The sequence below is a fragment of the Streptomyces genisteinicus genome (assembly GCF_014489615.1).
Lineage (GTDB): Bacteria > Actinomycetota > Actinomycetes > Streptomycetales > Streptomycetaceae > Streptomyces > Streptomyces genisteinicus.
On the sequence record NZ_CP060825.1, the window covers coordinates 1,678,318 to 1,702,653 of the forward strand.

The 24,336-nt window shown below is 74.3% G+C and carries 16 protein-coding genes; 6 read left to right on the plus strand and 10 right to left on the minus strand.

Translation table 11 applies throughout. The features are described from left to right. Nucleotides 1-240: 240 nt before the first annotated feature. From pepN to IAG43_RS07445, 3 genes are all read right to left on the minus strand, one after another. A complete protein-coding gene (gene pepN / locus IAG43_RS07435) occupies nucleotides 241-2,763 on the minus strand; it encodes an aminopeptidase N (protein WP_187739965.1) in 2,523 nt (840 codons plus the stop codon). Nucleotides 2,764-2,947: 184 nt separating this feature from the next. Continuing rightward, nucleotides 2,948-3,274: a chorismate mutase gene (locus tag IAG43_RS07440; RefSeq protein WP_187739966.1), complete on the minus strand. Its 327-nt coding sequence runs from the start codon at nucleotides 3,272-3,274 to the stop codon at nucleotides 2,948-2,950. Between the two features lie 11 nt (nucleotides 3,275-3,285). Next, entirely contained in the window at nucleotides 3,286-4,170 is an 885-nt protein-coding gene (locus IAG43_RS07445) for an AraC family transcriptional regulator (RefSeq protein WP_187739967.1), read from the minus strand. 200 nt (nucleotides 4,171-4,370) lie between these two features. On the opposite strand from IAG43_RS07445, the gene IAG43_RS07450 reads away from it, so the two are divergent. Continuing rightward, a complete protein-coding gene (locus IAG43_RS07450) occupies nucleotides 4,371-6,137 on the plus strand; it encodes a glycoside hydrolase family 35 protein (RefSeq protein ID WP_187744334.1) in 1,767 nt (588 codons plus the stop codon). Nucleotides 6,138-6,349: 212 nt separating this feature from the next. Here the strand turns inward: IAG43_RS07450 and IAG43_RS07455 are convergent, their stop codons facing one another. After that, a complete protein-coding gene (locus tag IAG43_RS07455) occupies nucleotides 6,350-7,132 on the minus strand; it encodes a S1 family peptidase (protein WP_187739968.1) in 783 nt (260 codons plus the stop codon). Between the two features lie 260 nt (nucleotides 7,133-7,392). Between IAG43_RS07455 and IAG43_RS07460 the strand changes: the two genes are divergently transcribed. Together IAG43_RS07460 and IAG43_RS07465 are read left to right on the plus strand one after the other, a co-directional pair. Continuing rightward, nucleotides 7,393-8,286 carry a hypothetical protein gene (locus IAG43_RS07460; RefSeq protein WP_187739969.1) on the plus strand — a complete coding sequence of 298 codons (894 nt, stop codon included), beginning with the start codon at nucleotides 7,393-7,395 and terminating at the stop codon, nucleotides 8,284-8,286. Between the two features lie 24 nt (nucleotides 8,287-8,310). Beyond that, the gene (locus IAG43_RS07465; RefSeq protein WP_187739970.1) at nucleotides 8,311-9,879 is read left to right on the plus strand and encodes an ankyrin repeat domain-containing protein; all 1,569 of its coding nucleotides are present in this window, start codon (nucleotides 8,311-8,313) and stop codon (nucleotides 9,877-9,879) included. Nucleotides 9,880-10,266: 387 nt separating this feature from the next. Here the strand turns inward: IAG43_RS07465 and IAG43_RS07470 are convergent, their stop codons facing one another. After that, nucleotides 10,267-12,000, minus strand: coding sequence for a DEAD/DEAH box helicase (locus tag IAG43_RS07470; RefSeq protein ID WP_187739971.1), 1,734 nt, complete (start codon nucleotides 11,998-12,000; stop codon nucleotides 10,267-10,269). 94 nt (nucleotides 12,001-12,094) lie between these two features. After that, on the minus strand, nucleotides 12,095-12,298 hold the full coding sequence (locus IAG43_RS07475; protein WP_005318814.1) for a cold-shock protein: 204 nt from the start codon (nucleotides 12,296-12,298) through the stop codon (nucleotides 12,095-12,097). Nucleotides 12,299-12,656: 358 nt separating this feature from the next. On the opposite strand from IAG43_RS07475, the gene IAG43_RS07480 reads away from it, so the two are divergent. Further along, nucleotides 12,657-12,947: a hypothetical protein gene (locus IAG43_RS07480; RefSeq protein ID WP_187739972.1), complete on the plus strand. Its 291-nt coding sequence runs from the start codon at nucleotides 12,657-12,659 to the stop codon at nucleotides 12,945-12,947. 23 nt (nucleotides 12,948-12,970) lie between these two features. Here the strand turns inward: IAG43_RS07480 and IAG43_RS07485 are convergent, their stop codons facing one another. The 4 genes from IAG43_RS07485 to IAG43_RS07500 form a co-directional block, all read right to left on the minus strand. Continuing rightward, nucleotides 12,971-13,711 carry a VWA domain-containing protein gene (locus tag IAG43_RS07485; RefSeq protein WP_187739973.1) on the minus strand — a complete coding sequence of 247 codons (741 nt, stop codon included), beginning with the start codon at nucleotides 13,709-13,711 and terminating at the stop codon, nucleotides 12,971-12,973. Nucleotides 13,712-14,069: 358 nt separating this feature from the next. Further along, nucleotides 14,070-15,599 (minus strand): glutamate synthase subunit beta, encoded by a 1,530-nt coding sequence (locus IAG43_RS07490; RefSeq protein ID WP_187739974.1) that lies wholly within the window; start codon nucleotides 15,597-15,599, stop codon nucleotides 14,070-14,072. After that, the gene (gltB, locus tag IAG43_RS07495; protein WP_187739975.1) at nucleotides 15,592-20,151 is read right to left on the minus strand and encodes a glutamate synthase large subunit; all 4,560 of its coding nucleotides are present in this window, start codon (nucleotides 20,149-20,151) and stop codon (nucleotides 15,592-15,594) included. Before gltB ends, IAG43_RS07490 begins: the two co-directional genes overlap by 8 nt. Before the next feature lie 439 nt (nucleotides 20,152-20,590). Further along, nucleotides 20,591-21,319: a VIT1/CCC1 transporter family protein gene (locus tag IAG43_RS07500; RefSeq protein WP_187739976.1), complete on the minus strand. Its 729-nt coding sequence runs from the start codon at nucleotides 21,317-21,319 to the stop codon at nucleotides 20,591-20,593. A 235-nt stretch (nucleotides 21,320-21,554) separates the two neighbouring features. Between IAG43_RS07500 and IAG43_RS07505 the strand changes: the two genes are divergently transcribed. After that, a complete protein-coding gene (locus tag IAG43_RS07505) occupies nucleotides 21,555-22,634 on the plus strand; it encodes an ADP-ribosylglycohydrolase family protein (protein ID WP_246574132.1) in 1,080 nt (359 codons plus the stop codon). Further along, nucleotides 22,631-24,031 carry an ADP-ribosylglycohydrolase family protein gene (locus IAG43_RS07510; RefSeq protein WP_187739977.1) on the plus strand — a complete coding sequence of 467 codons (1,401 nt, stop codon included), beginning with the start codon at nucleotides 22,631-22,633 and terminating at the stop codon, nucleotides 24,029-24,031. The genes IAG43_RS07505 and IAG43_RS07510 overlap by 4 nt, the downstream gene beginning before the upstream one ends. Nucleotides 24,032-24,336 lie beyond the last annotated feature (305 nt).

Genomic DNA, 24,336 nt, shown 5'->3' on the forward strand with positions numbered 1-24,336 from the left:
GCCTGTGACCTCGGCCCGGCTCTACGCTGACCATGCGGTCCGGGCCACGTTCCGGCGTGTGTCAGGTCTGCTCCCACGGAACCCCGGCATCTGCCGGGGTTCCGTCGTTCCGGCCGGGACCGGGCTGATCGGTGGCGGGGCGGATGGGCAGCGCCGGGGCGGCCGGAGGCCCCGTTTGCGCCGCCGTCCCGGACGGCGGCGCAGTCTCCGCGGCTCACGGCCCGCGGTCGCGGCGGGAGTTCAGGCTCCCCGGACGCGCAGGGCGCGTGCCAGGTCGTCCAGCTGGTCCGTCAGCTTGCGGCGCAGTGCCGGGAGGAGGTCGTCGGTCTCCAGGCAGGTGCGGCCCAGTCGCAGGGACTCGTTGTCGACGGCGTGGGAGGGGAAGGCCAGGCGTCCCGCGGCTTCGGCGATCGCCGGGCCGCGGCGGGCGGCGAGGGCGACCGCGTCGGGGTAGAAGCGGGCGACGTACTCGCGTGTCAGGGATGCCTGTTCGGGCTGCCAGAAGCCCTGGGCGGTGGCGTTGAACAGGTAGTTGGACAGGTCGTCGGAGCCGAAGAGGGCCGACCAGGCGGCGGCCTTGGCCTCGGCGGTGGGCTGGGCCGCGCGGCAGCGGGCGGCGCCTTCCCGGCCGGTCGCGCTCGGGTCCCGTTCGAGTTCGGCGGCGATCTCCTTCTCGCCGGCGGCGCCGAGCACGCTGAGCCGGGTGAGGATGCGCCAGCGGAGTTCGGGGTCGAGTTCGGGGCCGCCGGGGACGTTGCCGTCGTTCAGCCATTCCTGGAGGGAGTGGGGCTGGGTCGCCGCGTCGACGAAGTGGCGTACGGCGGCGAGGCGCAGTCCGGGGTCGCTGCCGTCCTCGGTGCGGCGCAGCAGGGCGCGGCAGGTGTCGGTGAGGAGGGCGAGGGCGGCGGGGCGCTGTTCGGCGGGCAGGTAGCGGTCGGCGATCTGGCCGGCGGCGAAGGCGAGGACGCCCTGGACGACGGCGAGGTCGGTCTCGCGCGGGAGGTGGGCGCGGGCTGCTTCCAGGTAGGTGGTGGGGGCGAGTTCGCCGTCGCGGACCATGTCGCGGGCGGCGTTCCAGACGACGGCGCGGGTCAGCGGGTCGGGGATGCCGGACAGGGAGGCGAGGACGGTGGCCCAGGACTCGGTGTCGAGGCGCACCTTGGCGTAGGTGGTGTCGGTGTCGTTGAGGAGGACGAGGGCGGGGCGGCGGCCGGGGCGGGTGACGGGTGCGTCGAGGGGCACGTCGAGGTCGATGCGTTCGCGCAGGACGAGGGTGCCGGGTTCGACCGGGTCGCGGTCGTAGGCGCCGGCGCCGATGCGGTGGGGGCGGCTGCCGTCGTGGGTGATGCCGAGGGTCCAGCCGCCGTCGGTGTGGGTGACGGTGGGGGTGAGGGTGTCGACGCCGGTGGTGCGCAGCCAGCGGTCGGCCCAGGCGTGGACGTCGCGGTCGGTGGCTGCGGCGAGGGAGTCGATGAAGTCGGCGAGGGTGGCGTTGGCGAACTTGTGGCGGGCGAAGTGGGTGTTGATGCCGGCGAGGAAGTCCTTCTCCCCCATCCAGGCGACGAGCTGCCGGAGTGCGGAGGCGCCCTTGGCGTAGGAGATGCCGTCGAAGTTGAGCATGGCGGAGGCGGTGTCGGGCACGGCCTCCGGGTCGGGTGCGACGGGGTGGGTGGAGGGCCGCTGGTCGGCCTCGTAGCCCCAGGACTTGCGGGAGACGCCGAACTCGACCCAGGGGTCGGTGCACCAGTCGCCGGGGGAGGTGCCGGCGGTGCCGCCCGCCGTCACCTCGCCGAGGGTCTGGTAGCCCATGTACTCGGCGAAGGACTCGTTGAGCCAGATGTCGTCCCACCAGCGGAGGGTGACGAGGTCGCCGAACCACATGTGGGCCATTTCGTGGGCGATGACCATGGCGCGGGTCTGGCGCTGGGTGCCGGTGACGGCGGAGCGGAAGACGAACTCGTCGCGGAAGGTGACGAGGCCGGGGTTCTCCATCGCCCCGGCGTTGAACTCGGGGACGAAGGCCTGGTCGTAGGAGTCGAAGGGGTAGGGCTCCTCGAACTTCTCGTGGTAGCGGTCGAAGCAGCGGCGGGTGACGTCGAGGAGTTCGTCCGCGTCGGCGTCGAGGTGGGCCGCGAGGGAGCGGCGGACGTGGAGCCCGAAGGGGAGGCCGGCGTGGTCGACGCGCACGGAGTGCCAGGGGCCGGCGGCGACGGCGACGAGGTAGGTGGAGATCGGCGGGGTCGGGGCGCAGGTCCAGCGGCCGGTGCCGTCGGGGGTGGCGATGCCGTTGCCGAGGACGGTCCAGTCGCCGGGGGCGGTGACGGCGACGTCGAAGACGGCCTTCAGGTCGGGCTGGTCGAAGGCGGCGAAGACGCGCTGGACGTCCTCCATGAAGAGCTGGGTGTAGACGTAGGTCTCGCCGTCGCTGGGGTCGGTGAAGCGGTGCATGCCCTCGCCGGTGCGGGAGTAGCGCATGGCCGCGTCGGCGCGGAGTTCGTGTGCGCCCTCAGTGAGGCCGGTGAGGGGGTAGCGGTTGCCGTCGAGGGCGGCGGGGTCGAGGGGGTGTCCGTCCAGGGTGAGCGAGCGCAGTTCGGCGGGCTTGAGCTCGACGAAGGTGTCTCCCGCCGTGCGCGCGGTGAAGCGGATCACGGTGCGGGAGTCGAAGGTGTCGTCGCCGGTCGTCAGGTCCAGTTCGATCGCGTAGTGGTGCACGTCGATCTGCTGGGCTCGGGTCTGCGCTTCGTCGCGCGTCAGTACGGACATGGGTGTCATGCTGCCCGATGGGCGCTGTCCGGTACACGGGGAAAAATTGCGCGGTCAGCGGACGTGGGTGCGGTGGCTGTGCGCGGGGCCGCCGCCGGGGCGGGGGCGCGGCCCGGGGTGGGGCGGGGGCCGGTCCGGGTCCGGCGGGGCGGTGGCCGCGGGGGTCCCGGCGGCGCCCGGGGGCTCAGTCCCCGGGGGTGGGCGGGGTGCTCTCCGCGATGGTCTCGTGGTGGCGGATGACCTCGGCGATGATGAAGTTGAGCAGCTTCTCCGCGAACGCGGGGTCCAGGTTGGCGCTCCCGGCGAGCTGCCGCAGGCGTTCGATCTGGCGTGCCTCGCGGGCGGGGTCGGCCGGGGGGAGCCGGTGCTCGGCCTTGAGGTGGCCCACCTGCTGGGTGCACTTGAAGCGCTCGGCGAGCATGTACACGACGGCCGCATCGATGTTGTCGATGCTCTCCCGCAGGCGGGTCAGTTCGGCGCGGACGCCCTCGTCGATGTCACTGGTGGTCATGGGGAGGGAGCTTACGTGGCGGGGCCGAGGACGGTCGGGGGGTGTTCGGGGTCTGGGACGCGGTTGCTCCAGCCGCCGGGCACGACGCGCCCCTGCTGCTCCCTGAAGCGGATGGGGGCGAGGCCCACCCGGCGGGTGAAGAGGCGGGAGAAGTACGCGGGGTCCTCGTAGCCGACCCGGCGCGCGACGGCCGCGACGGGCAGGTCGGTGCCGGCGAGGAGTTCCTTGGCCCGGCCGAGGCGGATGCCGAGGAGGAAGTCCTTGGGGCTGCATCCGGCGGCCCGGCGCACGGCGGTGCGCAGCGCGGCGGGGGTCATGCCGTGGCGGGCGGCGTGCTCGGCGACGGAGAGGGGCTGGAACGCGTCGCGGGTGAGGGCGGTGAGGACGGGGTCGCCGTCCGCGTCGGTGTCGGCGCGGGCGCGGCGCAGGGTGACGAGGAGTTCGTGGACGGCTGCGGCGGTCTCGATCTCCATCAGCGGGTTGCCGCGGCGGGCGGCGCGGGCGATGCGGCCGACGACGGCGCGGGCGCCGGTGGCGTCGGCGAGCGGCACGACGGGCCGGTCGGCCTCGATGCAGCCGAGTTCGGTGTAGGTGGCGGTGGCGGGGCCGGTGAAGTCGACGAAGCACTCGTCCCAGCCGGTGGCGTCGGGTCCGTAGTGGTGCGGGACGGCGGGGGTGAGCCAGATCACGGCGGGTGCGGTGACCTTGGTGCGCCGTCCGTCGGCGGTGCGGTACCAGCCGCTGCCGGCGCTGATCACGACGGCGACGTGGTGGTCGAGGGTGCGGGGTCCGACGGTGGGCAGGCGGCCGTGCTGGAGGCCGACGCCGAGGCAGACGAGGCCGAGGCGGTGGTGGACCGGGCCGGGGGTGAAGTACCGCATCCAGGTGTGATACATGTCGGCCTTCTCTCCTTTCGTACCGGTTCGCGTCGATGGTCGTCGTCCGGTCGCCGGTCTGCCGCGGCGGCGGGGCCGGGCGGTGCCGCGGGGGCGGCGGCCGGTGCCGAGTCCAAGCCAGGGCGATCTTTGTCCATGGACGCGCCGCACGCCAGGGGGCGATCGTTCCTGGCGTGAGCACGAGAGAGACGGACGGGCCGGTGGCGGACTTCACGGTGGGCGGGGCGGACTTCCTGCTGGACGGGCGGCCGGTGCGGCTGCTGTCCGGCGCGCTGCACTACTTCCGGGTGCACGAGGAGCAGTGGACGCACCGGCTGGCGATGCTGCGGGCGATGGGGCTCAACTGCGTCGAGACGTACGTCCCGTGGAATCTGCACGAGCCGGCGCCGGGGCGGTACGCGGACGCCGGCGCGCTCGGCCGGTTCCTGGACGCGGTGCGGGACGCGGGTCTGTGGGCGGTGGTGCGCCCGGGGCCGTACATCTGCGCCGAGTGGGAGAACGGCGGTCTGCCGCACTGGCTGACGGGGCGGCTGGGGCGGCGGGTGCGCACGCGGGACCCGGAGTACCTGGGGCATGTGGAGCGCTGGTTCGGCCGGCTGCTCCCGCAGGTGGTGGAGCGCGAGATCGGGCGCGGCGGTCCGGTGGTGATGGTGCAGGCGGAGAACGAGTACGGGAGTTTCGGCAGCGACGCGGAGTACCTGCGCGAGGTGGTGGAGCTGCTGCGGCGGTGCGGGGTGGGCGTGCCGCTGTTCACGTCCGACGGGCCGGAGGACCACATGCTCACCGGCGGTTCGGTGCCCGGTGTCCTCGCGACGGTGAACTTCGGGTCGCAGGCGGCCGAGGCGTTCGCGGCGCTGCGGCGGCACCGGCCGGACGGGCCGCTGATGTGCATGGAGTTCTGGTGCGGCTGGTTCGAGCACTGGGGCAGCGAGCGGGTGGTGCGCGATCCGCTGGACGCGGCGTCGGCGCTGCGGGAGATCCTGGAGGCCGGGGCGTCGGTCAACGTGTACATGGCGCACGGGGGGACGAGCTTCGCGGGCTGGGCGGGGGCGAACCGGTCGGGTCCGCTGCAGGACGGGGCGCTGTCGGGGACGGTGACGTCGTACGACTACGACGCGCCGGTCGACGAGGCGGGGCTGCCGACGGAGAAGTTCTGGCGCTTCCGCGAGGTGCTCGCCGCGTACGCGGACGGGCCGCTGCCCGACGTGCCGCCCGCGCCGGTGCGGCTGGGCGCTCCGGCCGGGGCGCGGCCGGAGTCGTGGACGCCGCTCGCGGACGTGGTGGAGGAGCTGGGCGGCGCGGAGTGGGAGGGGCCCGTTCCGCCGACGTTCGAGGAGCTGGACGTGGACCGGGGCCTGGTGCACTACCGGGTGGAGGTGCCGGGGCCGCGGCAGCCGTATCCGCTGCGGGTGGCGGGGCTGCGGGACCGTGCGGTGGTGGAGGTCGACGGGGTGCGGGCGGGGATCCTCGACGAGGAGCGGCCTGTGCTGCCGGAGCCCGTGGCCGGTCCGGCGGTGGTGGACCTGTGGGTGGAGTCCCTGGGGAGGGTGAACTACGGGCCGCGCACGGGCGAGGCGAAGGGCATCTGCGGGGGCGTCCTGCACGAGCGGCAGTACGTGCACGGGGTGCGGGCGCGGGGGCTGCGGCTGGACGCGTTCGACGACCGGGCGGCGGTGGAGCGCCTGCCGTGGCGGGCGTGTCCGGAGGGTGCCGGGGGCGGCGGTGGCCCGCGCGGTCTGTTCCGGGCGGTGGCCGAGGTGGCGGAGCCCGGTGACGCCTGGCTGGAACTGCCCGGCTGGACGCGGGGGTTCGTCTGGGTGAACGGCTTCTGCGCGGGCCGCTACTGGTCGGCGGGGCCGCAGGGGGCGCTGTTCGTGCCGGGGCCGGTGCTGCGGGCCGGTGCGAACGAGGTGTGGGTGCTGGAGCTGCAGGACGCCGGGGCGGGCGCGGAGGTCCGTCTGCGGTGAACGGGCACGGCGCCCGTCCGCACCGCCGTGCGGCGGGGCGGACGGCCGTCGGGCGTCGGCCGCCCGGCGTCGGTCCGGCGTCCGGCCGGTGAGCCCGTGCCGTACGCGTACCGCCCGGGCCCTGCCGTACGCGTACCGCCCGGCGCCGGTGGTCCGGCGCCGGGCGGTGCGGTGCGGGTGCGCCGCGTCGTCAGACGCTGCGCGGGTGCGCGTTACAGGTTCGCGGCGGCCGACTTGATGGCGGCGGCGAAGGTGGACACCTCGGTGTAGACGCCGGGGTAGCCGGGCCGTGCGCAGCCCTCGCCCCAGCTCACGATGCCGACCTGGATCCAGGCGCCCGCGTTGTCCCGGCGGAACATGGGGCCGCCGGAGTCGCCCTGGCAGGTGTCGACGCCGCCCTGGGAGTAGCCCGCGCAGATCTCCTCGGCGGGGACCAGGTCGCTGCCGTAGGACTGGCGGCACGAGGCGTCGGAGACGAACGGCACCTGGGCCTTGAGCAGGTAGCGCTGCTGCGCGCCGCCTTCCCTCGCGGCGCCCCAGCCGGCGACGGTGAACGTGCCGCTGTTGTACGCGGTGGTCTCGGCGATCTTGAGCGTCGGGAGGTTGATCGGCTGGGCGAGCTTGATCAGCGCCCAGTCCTTGCCGACTCCGTTGTAGCCGGGGGCCTGGAGGACCTTGGTGGAGCGCACCTTGATGGCGCTGGAACTGTTGAGGTCCACCACGCCGGCGGTGGCGGTGATGCTGGTGTTGTTGCCGGAGCCGTTCACGCAGTGGGCGGCGGTGAGGACGATGTCCTTGGTGTAGAGGGCGCCGCCGCAGCCCATGGAGAGCCGGACCATGAAGGGGAACTCGCCCTGGGCCGCGCGGGTGCCGCCGACGACGGGCGGAGCGGCGGACGAGGCGGCCGAGGCGGACGAGGGCTGGAGGCTGACGGCGGCGAGGACCACCGCGCCGGCGGCCGCACATCTCTTCAGTGCACGCAGAAGCTGCTTCAACGGACTGCCTTTCGTGGGGGGTTGACCGGTGCGTCCGCGCCGGGCGTGCGGCAGTACCTGTCCGTGCGCCAGACCGTAATGACATGCGCCCGACAAGACGTGTCCCGGATTATGGACAGTGCGCCGGTGGCACGACAAGGAGCAGGTTTCGGCCAACCCGCCCGGTGCGGGGCGCGCGCGCCCGCGCGGGCCGTCCCGGGCGCCGCTCGGCGCGCCCGTAGAGTGGAGCGCGGCGGCGGTCGTGTGCAGGGGGTGCGGACGTGTCGGACGGCGACGGCGTGGTGCGCGGTTTCCCGCACCTGGACACGGTGCGGTCGGCCGTGACCGCCCTGTACCGCAGGCTCTCCCCCGACGGCGTGCGGCGGTTCGCGCCCAGCGTGCTCCCCGCCGACGTGGCCTTCTCCCCCGACGACGACCTGTACCTGGGGACCCAGCGGGTGGCCCGCGCCCTCGTCTCCCATCTGCGGCTGCCGGACGCCCGGATGATCGTGGGCTTCCGCGACATGGAGCACGCGGCGAGCGTGGAACTGACAGCGGGCCCGGAGTACTTCATCGAGCTGAACAGCCGCTTCCGCACCCACCGGCGCGACATCGGCGCGGCGCTCGCCCACGAGATCACCCACGTCCTGCTGCACCGGCTCGGGCTCTCGTTCCCCGGCACGCGGGACAACGAGATCCTGACGGACACCGTGACGACCTACCTCGGCGCCGGCTGGCTGCTGCTCGACGCGTTCCGCGAGGACGCGCTGACCAGCCAGAAACTCGGCTACCTCACACCCGAGGAGTTCGGCTACGTGCTGGCCGGACGGGCCGCGGTCTTCGGCGAGGACCCCTCGGCCTGGTTCACCAGCCCACAGGGCTACCGGGCCTACACGGCGGGCCGCACCGAGGCGCTGCGCGACGTGCGGCAGCCGCCGTTCACCACCGCGGGACGGGTCGGCCGCCTCCGTTACGCCCGGGACCGCCGCCACGCCCTCGCGGGGACCGGAGCCGCACAGGGGCCGCCGGGCTCCTACGCCTTCGAGCAGGGCCCCGGCGGACTGCGGGTCTCCTTCCCGTGCGCCACCTGCCACCAGCGGATCCGGATCCCCGTCAGCGGCCGGGTGCGGGCCCGCTGCGGCCTGTGCCGGACGGTACTCGAATGCGACACCTGACCCCCGGTCCGTAGGGTCGACGCCATGGACGAGGCACGGACCGGCAGCGCGGACACACTCTTCGACGCGCTGTACGGGGGCACGGAGGACACCGTCCTCGCGCTGCTGCGCGCGGGCGCCCCGGCGGAGGCGACGGACGAGGACGGGCAGACACCGCTCTATCTGGCGGCCGTCGCGGGCGAGCCGGGCATCGTACGGCTGCTGCTCGTCGCGGGAGCCGACCCGGACCGGCCCTCGGGGCCCGACCGGGACGACCTGCCGCTGTGCGGGGCCGCGGTCGGCGGCCACACCGAGGTCGTCCGGGCGCTGCTCGCCGCCGGAGCCTCGCCCGACCGGCGGGAGGCGCTCGGTTTCACGGCGCTCGCCTGGGCCGTCGGGCAGGGCCACACCGCCACCGTGGAGGCCCTGCTCGAACACGGTGCGGACCCCGACCTCCCCTGCCCCGGCGGCGAGGCACCGCTGGTGGTCGCGGCCCGCCGGGGATCGCCGTCGACGGTGCGGGCCCTGCTCCGGCACGGGGCAGGCGCCCGCGCCGAGGCGCTCGACGAGGCCCGCGCGTGGCTGGAACGGGACGTGGAGACCTCGCTGCGCCAGGCGCTGCTCACCGCCTACGGGCCGGACGCCGGGACCGTCTCCCGGCGGATCCCGGAGGACGGCGGGGTCACGGTGGTGGTGGAGGTGCTGCGCGACGGCCGCCCGGCGGCCGGGAACGAGCAGCAGACCGGCCACGGTGCGATCGCCACCCTGCTGGAGACCGCGCTCGGCGTCCGGACCCCGTACGCGACCCTCGCCGGCCGCGCCCTGCGGGAGGGCGATCCGGAGCGGGACGACTGGACGGAGCCGGTGGCGGCGCTCAGGCGGCGCGGCGACGAGGAGACGTTCCAGGCCGCGGCCGCGTGGTGTGCGAGCGACGACCCGCTGCACCGGGCGTTCGCGGCGGACGTGCTGGCGGGGCTCGGGTTCGACGGCGCCCGGCAGGACCCCGCGGCGGGGCGGGCGCCGGGCGCCCGGGGCGAGGCCGAGCGCCGCGCGGACGGCGTCGACCGCCCGTTCGCCGCGCGCGCCCTGCCGCTGCTGAGGGAGCTGTCCCGCGGGGCCCGTCACCCGGAGCCGGTCCGCGCGGCCGTCCACGCGCTCGGCCGGTACGCCGACCCGTCGGCGGTCGCGGACATCGCGCGGCACGCCGCGCATCCCGACGCGCCGGTCCGGCGGCAGGTGGCCGCCGCCCTGTGCGGGCTGGTGCCGGCCGACGGCGCCGAAGGGCTGGCGGCGCTGATCGCGCTGGCCGGCGACCCGGATCCCGAGGTCGGCGAACGGGCGACGGCCTCTCTCGCGGGGGCCGACGCCGACACCCCGGAGATACGTGAGGCCCTGGCCGCCCGCCTCGACGACCGCGACCCCGGCACCGCGGCGGAGGCGGCGCGGGGACTGGCGATCCGCCAGGACCCGCGCGCCGGGGCGGCGCTGTCCCGTCTGCTGACGGAACAGCCCCCGAGCACCCGCGCCCACCGCACGGCGGCGGAGGCCGTCCGGCACCTCGCGGACCCGCGCCTGCGCACCCTCCTGGAATCCATCACCCCGCGCCGCCCCTGACCCCTGCGGACCGCCACGCCCCCGGAGCCCGCGGCCGACGACGGCCACCACCCGGGGGTCCGGCCCCTGCGCAACGGGACCCACCGCGACGCCGGCAACGGCCCGGGACCGGCCCCGGCCACGGACCACACCTCCCGGCGAGCCCCATCACCGGGCCACCCGCCACGCCCGACCGGCACACCCCCGACCACAGACCACACCCCCCGGGCCCCGTCGGCGACGACAGCAACGGCCCCGAGTGCCCGGCGTACGCCCGGGACGCCCGGGCGCCCGTCACCGCCCGGCCCCCGCCCGAACTCCCCCGGGCCGGGGCCCGCCACCAGCAAGCACAACGGCGCGGGCCGGACTCCCTGAGGAGTCCGGCCCGCGCCGTTGTGGGTGTGCCGCTCAGGCCGCGCCGGTGCCCCGGGCGCGGCGGTTCCGGGAGCGGGGGGCCCGCCCCTCGCCCTGCGGGGCGGACCCGGCGCCGCGGCGGGCCTCGCCCTGCCCGCCCGCACGCCCCGCGGACGCGGAAGCACCCGCGGACGCCGCACGACGCGACGGCCTCGACGCCTCACCCTGACCACCGGCGGCGGAGCCGCGCCCCGCGCCCGCAGCAGCCCCGCCGGCAGCGGACGCGCCGCGTCCCGCCCTGGGCGTCTGGCGCTGCGCCGTGCCGCTCTCCGCGCGCCGGCCGCGCCCGCCGCGCGGAGAGCGGCGGCGGGACGGCGTCCCCGAGGCGTCCGCGGGGGCGGCGGCCTGCTGCGGGATCTCGATGGTCACCGGCACGCCGGACGGCTCGCGGGCACCGGTCAGACGGGTCAGCTCCTCGTCCGAGGAGGAGACCCGCGCGGTCTTGGGCGCTATCCCCGCGTCCGCCATCAGCCGGGTGATCTCCCGCCGCTGGGCGGGCAGCACGAGCGTGACGACGCTGCCGGACTCCCCCGCGCGGGCCGTGCGCCCGCCGCGGTGGACGTAGTCCTTGTGGTCGACGGGCGGGTCGACGTTGACCACCAGGTCGAGGTCGTCGACGTGGATGCCGCGGGCCGCCACGTTCGTGGCGACCAGCGCGGTGACCTGGCCGTTCTTGAACTGGTCGAGAGTGCGGTTGCGCTGCGGCTGGGAACGGCCGCCGTGCAGGGCGGCCGCCCGGACGCCGCTGGCCAGCAGGCGCTTGGCGAAGCGGTCCGCGGAGCGCTTGGTGTCGACGAACAGGATCACCCGCCCGTCGCGGGCGGCGATCCGCAGGGCGACGGCCTTCTTCTCCGTCTCGTCGGCGATGTGCAGCACATGGTGCTCCATCGTCGTCACGGCGCCGGCCGACGGGTCGACCGAGTGCACCACCGGGTCGGTGAGGAACATGCGCACGAGGCGGTCGATGTTCTTGTCCAGCGTGGCGGAGAACAGCATCCGCTGGCCGTCCGGCTCGACCTGCTTGATCAGCTTGGTGACCTGCGGCATGAAGCCCATGTCGGCCATCTGGTCGGCCTCGTCCAGGACGGTCACCGACACCTGGTCGAGGCGGCAGTCGCCCCGGTCCACCAGGTCGATCAGTCGTCCGGGGGTCGCCACGAGCACCTCGGCGCCGCGGCGCAGCGCGCCCGCCTGCTTGTTGATCGACAGGCCGCCGACCACGGTGGCGAGCCGCAGCTGCACCGAGGTCGCGTACGGGGTGAGCGCGTCGGTGACCTGCTGGGCGAGTTCACGGGTGGGCACCAGGACGAGCGCGAGCGGCGCCCCGGGCTCGGCGCGGCGGCCGGCGGTGCGGGAGAGCAGCGCGAGCCCGAAGGCGAGGGTCTTGCCGGAGCCGGTGCGTCCGCGTCCGAGGAGGTCGCGGCCCGCGAGCGAGTTCGGCAGGGTGGCGGCCTGGATGGGGAACGGCTCGGTGACGTCCTGGGCCGCGAGCGTCTTCAGCAGGGCGGCGGGCATCTCCAGCTCGTCGAATGCCGCCACGGCGGGCAGCGCCGGGGTGACGGTCTCGGGCAGCGTGAATTCCTGCGGCGGCGCCACGGCGCGGGCGGCGCCCTTGGAGCGGCCGCCTCTGCCTGCGGAGCCCTGGGCGCGCGCGGTGCCGCGCGCGGGACGGGAGTCCGTACGGGATTCGGTGGGGCGCTTGCGTGCCGGGCGTTCGGAGCGGTTCATGTGCGAGAAATGCCTTCCAGGCCCTGGGACAGGGACGAGCCGGGGCCCGCACCGTGCGGTGCGGGCCCCGGCTGCGATGAAGCGGGTCCGGCGATCAGGCCGGGAGGATGTTCTCCGCCTGCGGGCCCTTCTGGCCCTGCGTGACGTCGAAGGTCACCTTCTGGCCTTCCTGGAGCTCACGGAAGCCCGAGGTGGCGATGTTGGAGTAGTGGGCGAAGACGTCGGCGCCGCCGCCGTCCTGCTCGATGAAGCCGAAGCCCTTTTCCGAGTTGAACCACTTCACGGTTCCGGTTGCCATGTCATTCTCCTCTTGACGGGGGCACGCCGGGAATCCACACCTCGTGGACTCCCCGTCGCCGCATTGACCCCATCCGGAGAGTCCGGAAACAAAACATGCGCCTGACGAAGCATTCCCGTCAGGCGCACACAGAGTTCATGGGTACCAAAACTGCAACGCAGCCACCGTAGCACGAATCGCCACGGACACCTGTGTCCCCGCTCACGCCCGGCAGAACCCCAGGTGGCACGGCCTGCGCTCAGCGGCGGCGGACCGGGGCGGATGCAGTCCGCGGCCGGGAGTGATGTCCTGGAAGCGGGTACCGGGCCGCCACCGGGGCGACAGGGAGGCGTGGGGCCCGCAGTCCAGGAGTGGCGCGATGACGATCTTCATGCACGCGACCCTGCCGGGTGTCACGCCCGCGCAGTACGACGCGCTCAACGCGGATCTGCGGTCGCTGCCGGGCGACACCTTCGCGGGGTGCCTCGCGCACACCTGCGTACCGTCCGGTGAGGGGCTCGACATCTACGACGTGTGGGAGTCCGAGGAGGCGATGGACGCGTTCGCCGCGGCCATGATGCCCGTGGCCGAGAAGCACGGGATGCCCACGGGGCCCGGCCGTCCCGTGGTGCGCGAGGCGCACAACTTCTGGATTCCCGGGAGTTCCTGAGGCACGCGGGCGCCGGGAAGGGCTCAGCGCACGATGCCCCGGGCGCGTGCGGCCGCGAGCCAGTGCGGGAACTCGGCCACCAGCCGGTCGTACAGCTCGGCGTCCGGGAGCTGCCTCGGGTCCTGTCCCGCGTGGAAGAAGCCCGCGTTGTCGACGGGCCGCTTGGCGGGCACGGCGAGGTCGTCGAGCCGGCGCAGGAAGTCGAACTGGGTGCTGCGCTTGTTGCCGAACCCGACGAACTGCCAGAAGAGCGGCAGCCCGGCGGCCTTGCAGAGCCAGCGCTCGGCGGCGTGCTTGCTGATCGGTCCGCCGTCGGTCTGGAAGACGACGAGCGCGGGGGCGGTGGATCCGCTGTCGAGGTAGTGGTCGATGACGGCGTCCATCGCCAGGTGGTAGCTGGTCTTCCCCATGTGCCCGAGTCCGGCGACGATCCGGTCGATGCGGCCGTCGTGGTCGTCGAGGGCGATCTCGGTGACGGCGTCGACGTCCGTGGAGAAGAAGACCACCGGGACGACGCCGTCGTCGTCGAGGTTGGCCGACAGGCCGAGGACCCGGTCGGCCAGCGCCTGGACGCTGCCGTCGCGGTAGTAGTCCTTCATCGACCCGGAGTAGTCGACGACCAGGTACACGGCGGCGCGCTGCCCCTCCAGCCCGTGCTTGCGCAGGCTGACGCCGGCGCTCTTGTAGAGGGACACGATCCCCGGCGCCCGCTCCTCGACCTTGCGGAGACTGATCGCCGGGCCCGGGGTGGTCTGCGTGCTCATGGGGCGTGCCTCCGCGTTCGCCGTACCGTGTCCTGATCGTCCGACGATATCCCGTCCCGGACGCCGCCAAGGAGGCCCGGGACAGGGGCGGTTGGGGCGCGGGACGGAGGCGGTCGGGGCGCGGGACAGGGGCGGTCGGAGCGGGCAGGCGCGCGCCTGCCCGCGCACCGGGGCCGCCTCCCGGAGCACGCGGTCGTACCGGTTGCGGCCCCCGCTCCCGGCCCCGGACGCATCACGGCGCCTGCCGGATCCGGTCGGGGACGAGGCAGGCGCCGTGTTCAGTACCGCACGCCGTTGTACGGGACGTATGGGGTTGTGCGCGCGGCACCGGGTGGCGGCCGGTGCCGTGCTCCGGTCGTCAGACCGTGAGCGCGCGGTCGGTCGGGCGGATCGGCGCCGGGAGGGCGCTCGCTCCCGTGAGGAAGCGGTCGACACCGCGTGCCGCGGAGCGGCCCTCGGCGATCGCCCACACGATCAGCGACTGGCCGCGGCCCGCGTCTCCGGCGACGAAGACGCCGTCGACGTTGGTGGCGAAGTCGGCGTCGCGGGCGATGTTGCCGCGGTCGTCGAGCTCCAGTCCGAACTGCTGGACCAGTCCGTTGGACTGGTCCGTGCCCGTGAAGCCCATCGCCAGCGTGACCAGCTGTGCCGGAATCCGGCGCTCGGTGCCGGGCTTCTGGGTCAGCTTACCGTCCACGAACTCGACCTCGACCAGGTGGAGGGCCTGGACGTTGCCGTCCTCGTCGCCCTCGAAGTGGGTGGTGGAGACGGAGTAGACCCGTCCCTCCTCGCCCGCCTTCGGCGAGGAGGGTCCCTGCCCGGGGTTGACCTTGCCCTCGTTGCGAGCCAGGTACTCACCCTCCTCGTGGGCCGAGGTGACCTTGTAGAGCATGGGGAAGGTCGGCCAGGGCTGGCCGGCGACCCGGTCCTCGCCCGGTCGGGGCATGATCTCCAGCTGGGTGACCGAGGCCGCGCCCTGGCGGTGGGCGGTGCCGACGCAGTCGGCGCCGGTGTCGCCGCCGCCGATGACGACGACGTGCTTGCCCTCGGCGGTGAGCGGGGGCGCCACGAAGTCGCCCTCCTGCACCTTGTTGGCGAGCGGCAGGTACTCCATGGCGAAGTGGATGCCGTTCAGCTCGCGGCCGGGGACCGGCAGGTCGCGGGAGACGGTGGCGCCGGCGGCGATGACGACCGCGTCGTAGCGGCGGCGCAGCGCGTCGGACGGCATGTCGGTGCCGATCTCGACCTCGGTGCGGAACTTGGTGCCCTCCGCGCGCATCTGCTCGATGCGGCGGTTGATGTGCACCTTCTCCATCTTGAACTCGGGGATGCCGTAGCGCAGCAGGCCGCCGATGCGGTCGGCGCGCTCGTAGACGACGACGGTGTGGCCGGCCCGGGTGAGCTGCTGGGCGGCGGCGAGACCGGCGGGGCCGGAGCCGACGACGGCGACGGTCTTGCCGGAGAGGCGGTCCGGCGGCTGCGGGGTGACGTCGCCGGAGTCCCAGGCCTTGTCGATGATGGAGACTTCGACGTTCTTGATGGTGACGGCCGGCTGGTTGATGCCGAGGACGCACGCGGCCTCGCACGGCGCGGGGCACAGCCGCCCGGTGAACTCCGGGAAGTTGTTGGTCGCGTGGAGGCGCTCGGACGCCGCCGACCAGTCCTCGCGGTAGGCGTAGTCGTTCCACTCGGGGATGAGGTTGCCGAGCGGACAGCCGTTGTGGCAGAACGGGATGCCGCAGTCCATGCAGCGGCCGGCCTGCTTGCTGATGATCGGCAGCAGGGAGCCGGGGACGTAGACCTCGTTCCAGTCCTTGACGCGCTCCTCGACGGGGCGGGTCTCGGCGACCTCGCGGCCGGTGGTCAGGAAGCCCTTGGGGTCAGCCATTGGTCGCCGCCTCCATCATCTTCTCGGTGGTCTCCTGCTCGGTGAGACCGGCGAGCTCAGCGGCGTCCTTGGCGGCGAGCACTGCCTTGTACGTGGTGGGGATGATCTTGCTGAACCGGGCGGCGTTCGTCTCCCAGTCGGCCAGCAGCTTCTCGGCGACGGTGGAGCCCGTCTCCTCGTGGTGGCGGCGCACGACGTCGTGCAGCCACTGCTTGTCGGCGTCGGACGGGGTCTCGATCGCCTGGAGGTTGCCGGAGTTGACGTTGTCCCGGTCGAGGTCGACGACGTAGGCGATGCCGCCGGACATGCCGGCCGCGAAGTTGCGGCCGGTCTCGCCGAGGACGACCGCGTGTCCGCCGGTCATGTACTCGCAGCCGTGGTCGCCCACGCCCTCGGAGACGACCAGGGCGCCGGAGTTGCGGACGCAGAACCGCTCGCCGGTGCGGCCGCGCAGGAACATCTCGCCGCCGGTCGCGCCGTAGCCGATGGTGTTGCCGGCGATGGTCGAGTACTCGGCGAGGTGGTCGGCGCCTCGGTCCGGGCGGACGATCACCCGGCCGCCGGAGAGGCCCTTGCCGACGTAGTCGTTGGCGTCGCCCTCGAGGCGGAGCGTGACGCCGCTCGGCACGAAGGCGCCGAAGGACTGGCCGGCGGAGCCGGTGAAGGTGATGTCGATGGTGTCGGCGGGCAGGCCCGCGCCGCCGAACCGCTTGGTCACCTGGTGGCCGAGCATGGTGCCGACGGTCCGGTTGATGTTCCGGATGCCGATCTGGGCGCGCACCGGCCGGGCGTCCTCGACGGAGGCGGCGTTCAGCGCCTCGGCGGCGAGCTCGATCAGCTCGTTGTCGAGGGCCTTCGCCAGGCCGTGGTCCTGCTCGGTGATCTGGTGGCGCACCGCGCCCTCGGGCAGTTCGGGCACGTGGAACAGCGGCGCGAGGTCGAGGCCTTGGGCCTTCCAGTGGGTGACGGCGCGCGTGGTGTCCAGCAGCTCGGCGTGGCCGACGGCCTCCTCGACGCTGCGGAAGCCCAGCTCGGCGAGGATCTCGCGGACCTCCTCGGCGATGAACTCGAAGAAGTTGACGACGAACTCGGCCTTGCCGGAGAACCGCTCGCGCAGCACCGGGTTCTGCGTGGCGATGCCGACCGGACAGGTGTCCAGGTGGCAGACGCGCATCATGACGCAGCCGGAGACGACGAGGGGGGCGGTCGCGAAGCCGAACTCCTCGGCGCCGAGCAGCGCGGCGATGACGACGTCGCGGCCGGTCTTGAGCTGGCCGTCGGTCTGCACGACGATGCGGTCGCGCAGGCCGTTGAGCAGCAGCGTCTGCTGGGTCTCGGCGAGGCCGAGCTCCCAGGGGCCGCCCGCGTGCTTCAGCGAGGTCAGCGGGGAGGCGCCCGTTCCGCCGTCGTGGCCGGAGATGAGGACGACGTCCGCGTGCGCCTTGGAGACGCCGGCGGCGACCGTGCCGACGCCGACCTCGGAGACCAGCTTCACGTGGATGCGGGCGACCGGGTTGGCGTTCTTGAGGTCGTGGATGAGCTGGGCGAGGTCCTCGATGGAGTAGATGTCGTGGTGCGGCGGCGGTGAGATGAGGCCGACGCCGGGCGTCGAGTGACGCGTCTTGGCGACCCACGGGTAGACCTTGTGGCCGGGGAGCTGTCCGCCCTCGCCGGGCTTGGCGCCCTGGGCCATCTTGATCTGGATGTCGTCGGCGTTGACGAGGTACTCGCTGGTGACGCCGAAGCGGCCGGAGGCGACCTGCTTGATGGAGGAGCGGCGCTCGGGGTCGTACAGGCGCTCCGGGTCCTCGCCGCCCTCGCCGGTGTTGGACTTGCCGCCCAGCTGGTTCATGGCGATGGCGAGCGTCTCGTGCGCCTCCTTGGAGATGGAGCCGTACGACATGGCGCCGGTGGAGAAGCGCTTGACGATCTCGGAGACGGGCTCGACCTCGTCGACGGGGATCGACGGGCGGTCGGAGGTGAAGCCGAACAGGCCGCGGAGCGTCATCAGGCGCTCGGACTGCTCGTTCACCCGGTCCGTGTACTTCTTGAAGATGTCGTACCGCTTGGTGCGCGTGGCGTGCTGGAGGCGGAAGACGGTCTCCGGGTCGAAGAGGTGCGGTTCGCCCTCGCGGCGCCACTGGTACTCGCCGCCGATCTCCAGCGCGCGGTGCGCGGAGGGGATGCCGGTGGCGGGGTACGCCTTGGCGTGCCGGGCGGCGACCTCCTTGGCGACGACGTCCAGGCCGGCGCCGCCGATCTTGGTGGCGGTGCCGTTGAAGTACGTCGCCACGAAGGCGTCGTCGAGGCCGACGGCCTCGAAGACCTGGGCGCCGCGGTAGGAGGCGACGGTGGAGATGCCCATCTTGGACATGACCTTGAGGACGCCCTTGCCGAGGGCGTAGATGAGGTTGCGGATCGCCTTCTCGGGCTCCAGGCCCTCGATGAAGGTGCCGGCGCGCACGAGGTCCTCGACGGACTCCATCGCCAGGTACGGGTTGACCGCGGCGGCGCCGTAGCCGATGAGCAGCGCGACGTGGTGGACCTCGCGGACATCGCCGGCCTCGACCAGCAGGCCCACCTGGGTGCGCTGCTTGGTGCGGATGAGGTGGTGGTGGACCGCCGAGGTGAGCAGCAGCGACGGGATCGGCGCGTGCTCGGCGTCGGAGTGCCGGTCGGAGAGCACGACGAGCCGGGCGCCGTTCTCGATGGCGGCGTCCGCCTCGGCGCAGATCTCGTCGATGCGGGCGGCGAGCGCGTCGCCGCCGCCGGAGACGCGGTAGAGGCCGGACAGCGTGGCGGCCTTCATGCCGGGCATGTCGCCGTCGGCGTTGATGTGGATGAGCTTGGCCAGCTCGTCGTTGTCGATCACCGGGAACGGCAGGGTGACGCTGCGGCAGGACGCGGCGGTCGGCTCCAGCAGGTTGCCCTGCGGGCCGAGCGAGGAGTACAGCGAGGTGACGAGCTCCTCGCGGATGGCGTCCAGCGGCGGGTTGGTGACCTGCGCGAAGAGCTGGGTGAAGTAGTCGAAGAGCAGCCGGGGGCGCTCGGACAGGGCCGCGATCGGGGAGTCGGTGCCCATGGAGCCCAGCGGCTCGCCGCCGGTGCGGGCCATCGGCGCCAGGATGACGCGCAGCTCCTCCTCGGTGTAGCCGAAGGTCTGCTGGCGGCGGGTGACGGAGGCGTGGGTGTGGACGATGTGCTCGCGCTCGGGGAGGTCCTCGAGCTCGATCTCGCCGGTTTCCAGCCACTGGGCGTAGGGGTGCTCGGCGGCGAGGGCGGACTTGATCTCGTCGTCCTCGATGATGCGGTGCTCGGCGGTGTCGACGAGGAACATCCGGCCGGGCTGGAGGCGGCCCTTGCGGACGACCTTGGCGGGGTCGATGTCGAGGACGCCGACCTCGGAGGAGAGCACGACGAGGCCGTCGTCGGTGACCCAGTAGCGGCCGGGGCGCAGGCCGTTGCGGTCGAGGACCGCGCCGACCTGGACGCCGTCGGTGAAGGTGACGCAGGCCGGTCCGTCCCAGGGCTCCATCATCGTGGAGTGGTACTGGTAGAAGGCGCGCCGGGCCGGGTCCATGGAGTCGTGGTTCTCCCACGCCTCGGGGACCATCATCAGCACCGAGTGCGGCAGCGAACGGCCGCCGAGGTGGAGCAGCTCCAGGACCTCGTCGAAGGAGGCGGAGTCGGAGGCGTCCGGGGTGCAGACCGGGAAGATGCGCTCCAGGCTGCCCTCGCGGAACAGGTCCGAGCCGAGCTGGGACTCGCGGGCGCGCATCCAGTTGCGGTTGCCCTTGACCGTGTTGATCTCGCCGTTGTGCGCGACGAAGCGGTACGGGTGGGCCAGCGGCCAGCTCGGGAAGGTGTTCGTGGAGAACCGGGAGTGCACGAGGGCGACGGCGGTCGCGCAGCGCCGGTCGGACAGGTCCGGGAAGAAGGGCTCCAGCTGGCCGGTGGTCAGCATGCCCTTGTAGACGATCGTGCGGGCGGAGAGCGACGGGAAGTACACGCCGGCCTCGCGCTCGGCGCGCTTGCGCAGCACGAAGGCCTTGCGGTCCAGGGCGATGCCGGTGCTGGTGCCGTCGGCGACGAAGAGCTGGCGGAAGGCCGGCATCGTGGCGCGGGCGCCGTTGCCGAGCAGCTCGGGTGCGACGGGGACCTCGCGCCAGCCGAGGACGGTGAGGCCCTCCTCGCCAGCGATGGTCTCGATGCGCGAGACGGCGTCGGCGTTGTCCTCGGCGGGGAGGAAGGCGATGCCGACGGCGTAGGAGCCGGCCTCGGGGAGATCGAATCCGGCCACTTCGCGCAGGAAGGCGTCGGGGACCTGGAGGAGGATGCCCGCGCCGTCGCCGGAGTCGGGCTCGGAGCCGGTGGCGCCGCGGTGCTCGAGGTTCCGCAGTACGGTCAGCGCCTGCTCGACCAGCTCATGGCTGGCTACACCGGTGAGGGTGGCCACGAACCCGACACCGCAGGCGTCGTGTTCGTTACGGGGGTCGTACATCCCCTGGGGGGCGGGGCGACCGTCCATGGGCGACCAGGCGTCGGAACGCATCGGCTCTCCCGTCGTCGTCGTGGCATGTGCAGTGCCGAGGGACGACGTTGGCCCTGGCGAAATTTCGTGCAGGTTACATGATGGAGCGCTTCTCGGAAAGCGGATAGACCATTCCAGCATGCGGACACCGCGCAGCGCGGTGACAGGGGGTCCCGGGGCGAACGAACCGGATGAAGGGGACGGATCGCGGTACCGGAGGACCGGCGCGGACAGGCTTCGTTGCCCGGAGCGCTTCCGGCTCATGCCCGGTGATTGCGGAGGCGAAACCACCGGGTAACGGCTACCTATGTCGTGCCTTGCATAGTGTCTCACTGTTGCGCCGCCCGGCGGAGGGGATGTACGTCACAGCGTCGGGGATGGAGCGGCAAAGCGCGACCGCACCGGCCCCTGACCTGGGGCCGGTGCGGTCGCGGCAGGCGGGCGGGACGGCGGGAGCGGGCTACACCGCGGAGCCGATGAGCATGCCGAGCCCGTAGGTGAGCGCGGCGGCGGCGCCGCCGAGCGCCAGCTGGCGCAGGCCGCTGAACATCCAGCCGCGGGCCGTGACCTTCGCCACCAGGGCGCCGCAGGCGAACAGCCCGGCGAGGGCGAGCAGCACCGCGGGCCACAGGGCGCTCGCTCCCAGCAGGTACGGCAGCACGGGCAGGAGCGCGCCGAGGGCGAACGAGCCGAAGGACGAGACGGCGGCGACGGCCGGCGACGGGAGGTCGTCCGGATCGATGCCGAGTTCCTCGCGGGCGTGGATCTCCAGCGCCTGCTCCGGATCCCGGGACAGCTGCATCGCCACCTCGCGGGCGAGTGCGGGCTCCACGCCCCGGGCCGTGTAGAGCGCGGCGAGCTCCTCCATCTCGTCGACCGGGTGCCTGCGCAGCTCGCGGCGTTCGATGTCGAGCTCGGCCTGGACCAGCTCGCGCTGCGAGGCGACCGAGGTGTACTCCCCCGCGGCCATGGAGAACGCTCCGGCGGCCAGTCCGGCGAGGCCCGTGACGACGATGGTCTGCTGGGAGACGGCGCCGCCGGCGACGCCGGTCATCAGGGCCAGGTTCGAGACGAGCCCGTCCATCGCGCCGAACACCGCGGGGCGCAGCCATCCGCCGTTCACGTCGCGGTGGGTGTGGTTGTCCCGGTGCGCCTCGTGCAGCGCGGCCTCGGTCTCGATGATGGACACAGCTCTCCCCTCTTGCCCGCGGTCCCCGTGCACCGCGGCCCTCTGACCTCGAACGTACGCCGTATGTAAGGGGCGCGCCAGCAAGGCAGGCCGTACTTACCCGGCGCCCGGAGGGGCCTCCGCGCGGCATCGCGCCGTACGCCGGGTCGGGTGACAGAAACGTTTCTGTGATGCGGTCCGGGGCGGGGCGTGGCAGACATCCGGGACCAGGCTCGCGCGCGCGAAAGGGCCCCTCATGGAGTTGCTGACCGAGTCGTGCACCGACGGGCCGTCCACCGTCCCGGTGGACGGCCCCGCCGTCCCCACGCCCGACTCCCCGACCGCCTCCGCCGCCGCCGCGCCGTCGTGCGCCGACCGTGCGCGCGGAGCGCTCCTCGGACTCGCGGTGGGCGACGCGCTCGGCGCACCCGCCGAGAACATGCGGCCGTCCGAGATCCGCCGGCGCTGGGGGCGTATCGAGGGGTTCGTCAGCGACGACCCCGCCGGGACCGACGACACCGAGTACGCCATCTTCTCGGGGCTGCTGCTCGCCCGGCACGGCTCGGGGCTGACCGTCGCCCATGTGGAGGCGGCCTGGCACGAGTGGATCGCGGACCGGGACGAGGGCCCGTTCCGGGGGGCCGGTTTCAGCGAGCGGGGCACGCTGGAGAACCTGCGGCGCGGGCTGGCGGCCCCGATCTCGGCCCAGCACCGGCACGCGTGGAGCGACGGGCTCGCGATGCGCGCGGCCCCGTTCGGCGTCTTCGCGGCCGGACGCCCCGACGAGGCGGCGCGGCTGGTCACCGTCGACGGGAGTGTCAGCCACGACGGCGAGGGGATCCTCGGCGGCAGGGCGGTGGCGGCGGGGGTGGCGGCCGCGATGGGCGGGGCGGGCCCCGCGGGGGTGATCGGGGCGGCGCTGTCCGTGGTGCCCATGGACTCGTGGACCGCGCGCTCCCTGCGCCGCGGGGTGATCGCGGCGGGCCGCGCCCATCCGGACGCGCTGTCGACGGAGCGGGCGGTGCGTTCGGCCGTCGTGATCGGCGGCTATCCCTGGACCGACCTGGCGCCCGAGGCCGTGGGACTGGCGTTCGGCGCGTTCGCGGCGGCCCGCGGGGACTTCCGCACGGCGGTGCTGACCGCGGTCAACATGGGCCGCGACGCGGACACCACCGCGGCCGTCGCGGGCGCCCTCGCGGGAGCGGTCAACGGCGCGGGCGCGATCCCGCCGGAGTGGGCGAGCGCCATCGGCCCGGTCCGCGGCAGCTGCCTCCCGTCGATGCGCGGACACCACGTCCTGGACGTGGCCGCCCTCCTGACCCCGCCGACGTCATGACCGGCACCGCGCCCGAGGCGACCGCGGCCGACCGCACCCGGCCCGAGGCGACCGCGACCGGCACACCCGCGGCCGACCGCACCGCGCCCCGACCGGTCGGGGGCACCCGGACAGGCGGCGGCACGGGGGCGGCCGGCGGTACCGGGACGGGCGGCGGCGCGGCTGCTCCCGGACCGGGCCGGGGCCGCGCCGCCGGGCCCGCCGTCGCCGAGGCCACCGCCCGCGGCGGCCCCGCGCACCCGTACGCCCACCGCGCCCCCGCAGCACCCGCAGCCGTCGCCCGGCCGCTCGAAGGGCTGCTGCTGGGGCTGGCCGCCGGGGACGCGGCCGGCTGGCCGGCGGCCCGGCACCGGGCGGGCCGCATGCCGGAATGGACCCGGCGGCTCACCCGGGAGCTCGACACGTTCGCCGAGCAGAACCAGACCACCACGCTCCCGGTGCCGATCGCGCTGAACCAGCCGCCCGAGCCGCTGCGCCTCGGGCCGTCCGACGACGCCGAGTGGGCCGCGTTCGCGGCGGGCGTCGTGCTCACCGCCCACGGCGACGGCTTCCGGGACCTGCCCCCCGCCCGCCGGATCAGAGCAGCCGTCGACCTCGCCTGGAACGCCCTCGCGAGCCAGGTCGCCGCGGCGGCCGCCCGGGCCCCGGAGGTCGAGTCGGCCGTGCTTCCGCTGCGGGCCCGCATCTCCGTACGCGCGGGTCTCGGCAACCTCGCCACCGGCCTGCGGCCGCCGGCGACCGGCCACGACAATCCGCACTACTTCGACGACGCCGCCTGCGTGCGGGCCGCCGTGCTCGCCGTCGTGCACCCCGGCGACCCGGAGGCCGCCGCCGAACTCGCCGAGTTCGACGCCCGCTACACGCAGGACGGCGACGGCGTCCACGGGGCCCGGGCCATGGCCGCCGCGGTGGCGGCGGCCCTCGGCGGGGCGGACGCGGAGACCGCCGCGGCGGCCGCCCTCGGGCAGCTGCCCGAGTCCACCGAGATCGGACGCAACGCCCGCCACGCGCTCGCCCTCGCGCGGGACGCCGACTGCGCCTTCGACCTGGTCCCTCTGCTGGAGCACCAGATCGTGGACCACGTCTACAGCTACGGCATCGCCGCCGCCGAGACGGTGCCCGTGGCGCTCGCGCTGACCCTCGCCGCCGGGGGCCGGGTCGCCGAGGCCGTGCCCGCGGCGGCCTGCCTCTCCCGGGTGGCCGACTCGGCGCCCGCGCTGGCCGGGGCCCTGACCGGCGTACTGGGCGGCGGCGACCGGGTGCCGGCCGGCTGGCGGGAGGCCTGCCGGCACCTCGCCGGCTGCGCCCTCCCCCACCTCGCCGGCACCGACCTCGTCGCCCTCGCCGCCCTCCTGGCGGCGTCGGGGGACGCGGATGCCGGGGGCCTCGGCCCCTGACGGGCACCGTCATCCACGGCCGGGAACGGCGCCCCGGTACGGGGCCTCCGGCAGCGGGGCCCGTGGCGGGCCGCCGCCCGGCCGGGCGCCGTCTCCCCCCGGAACGCGGGCCCCGGTGCCGGGCCCTCGCACCGGCCCGGTGGCGGACACCGGTCCACCGCTGCCCGGCGCGCACAGCCACCACAACGGGAGACCCCGCACCGAGCCGCGTCCCCGCCGCACGAAGCGCGACGCGCGTCCGCCGCAACGGGTCCCGCGCCACCGTCACAGCACGGCACAGCACCCCGGAACCACCCCCGGCCATC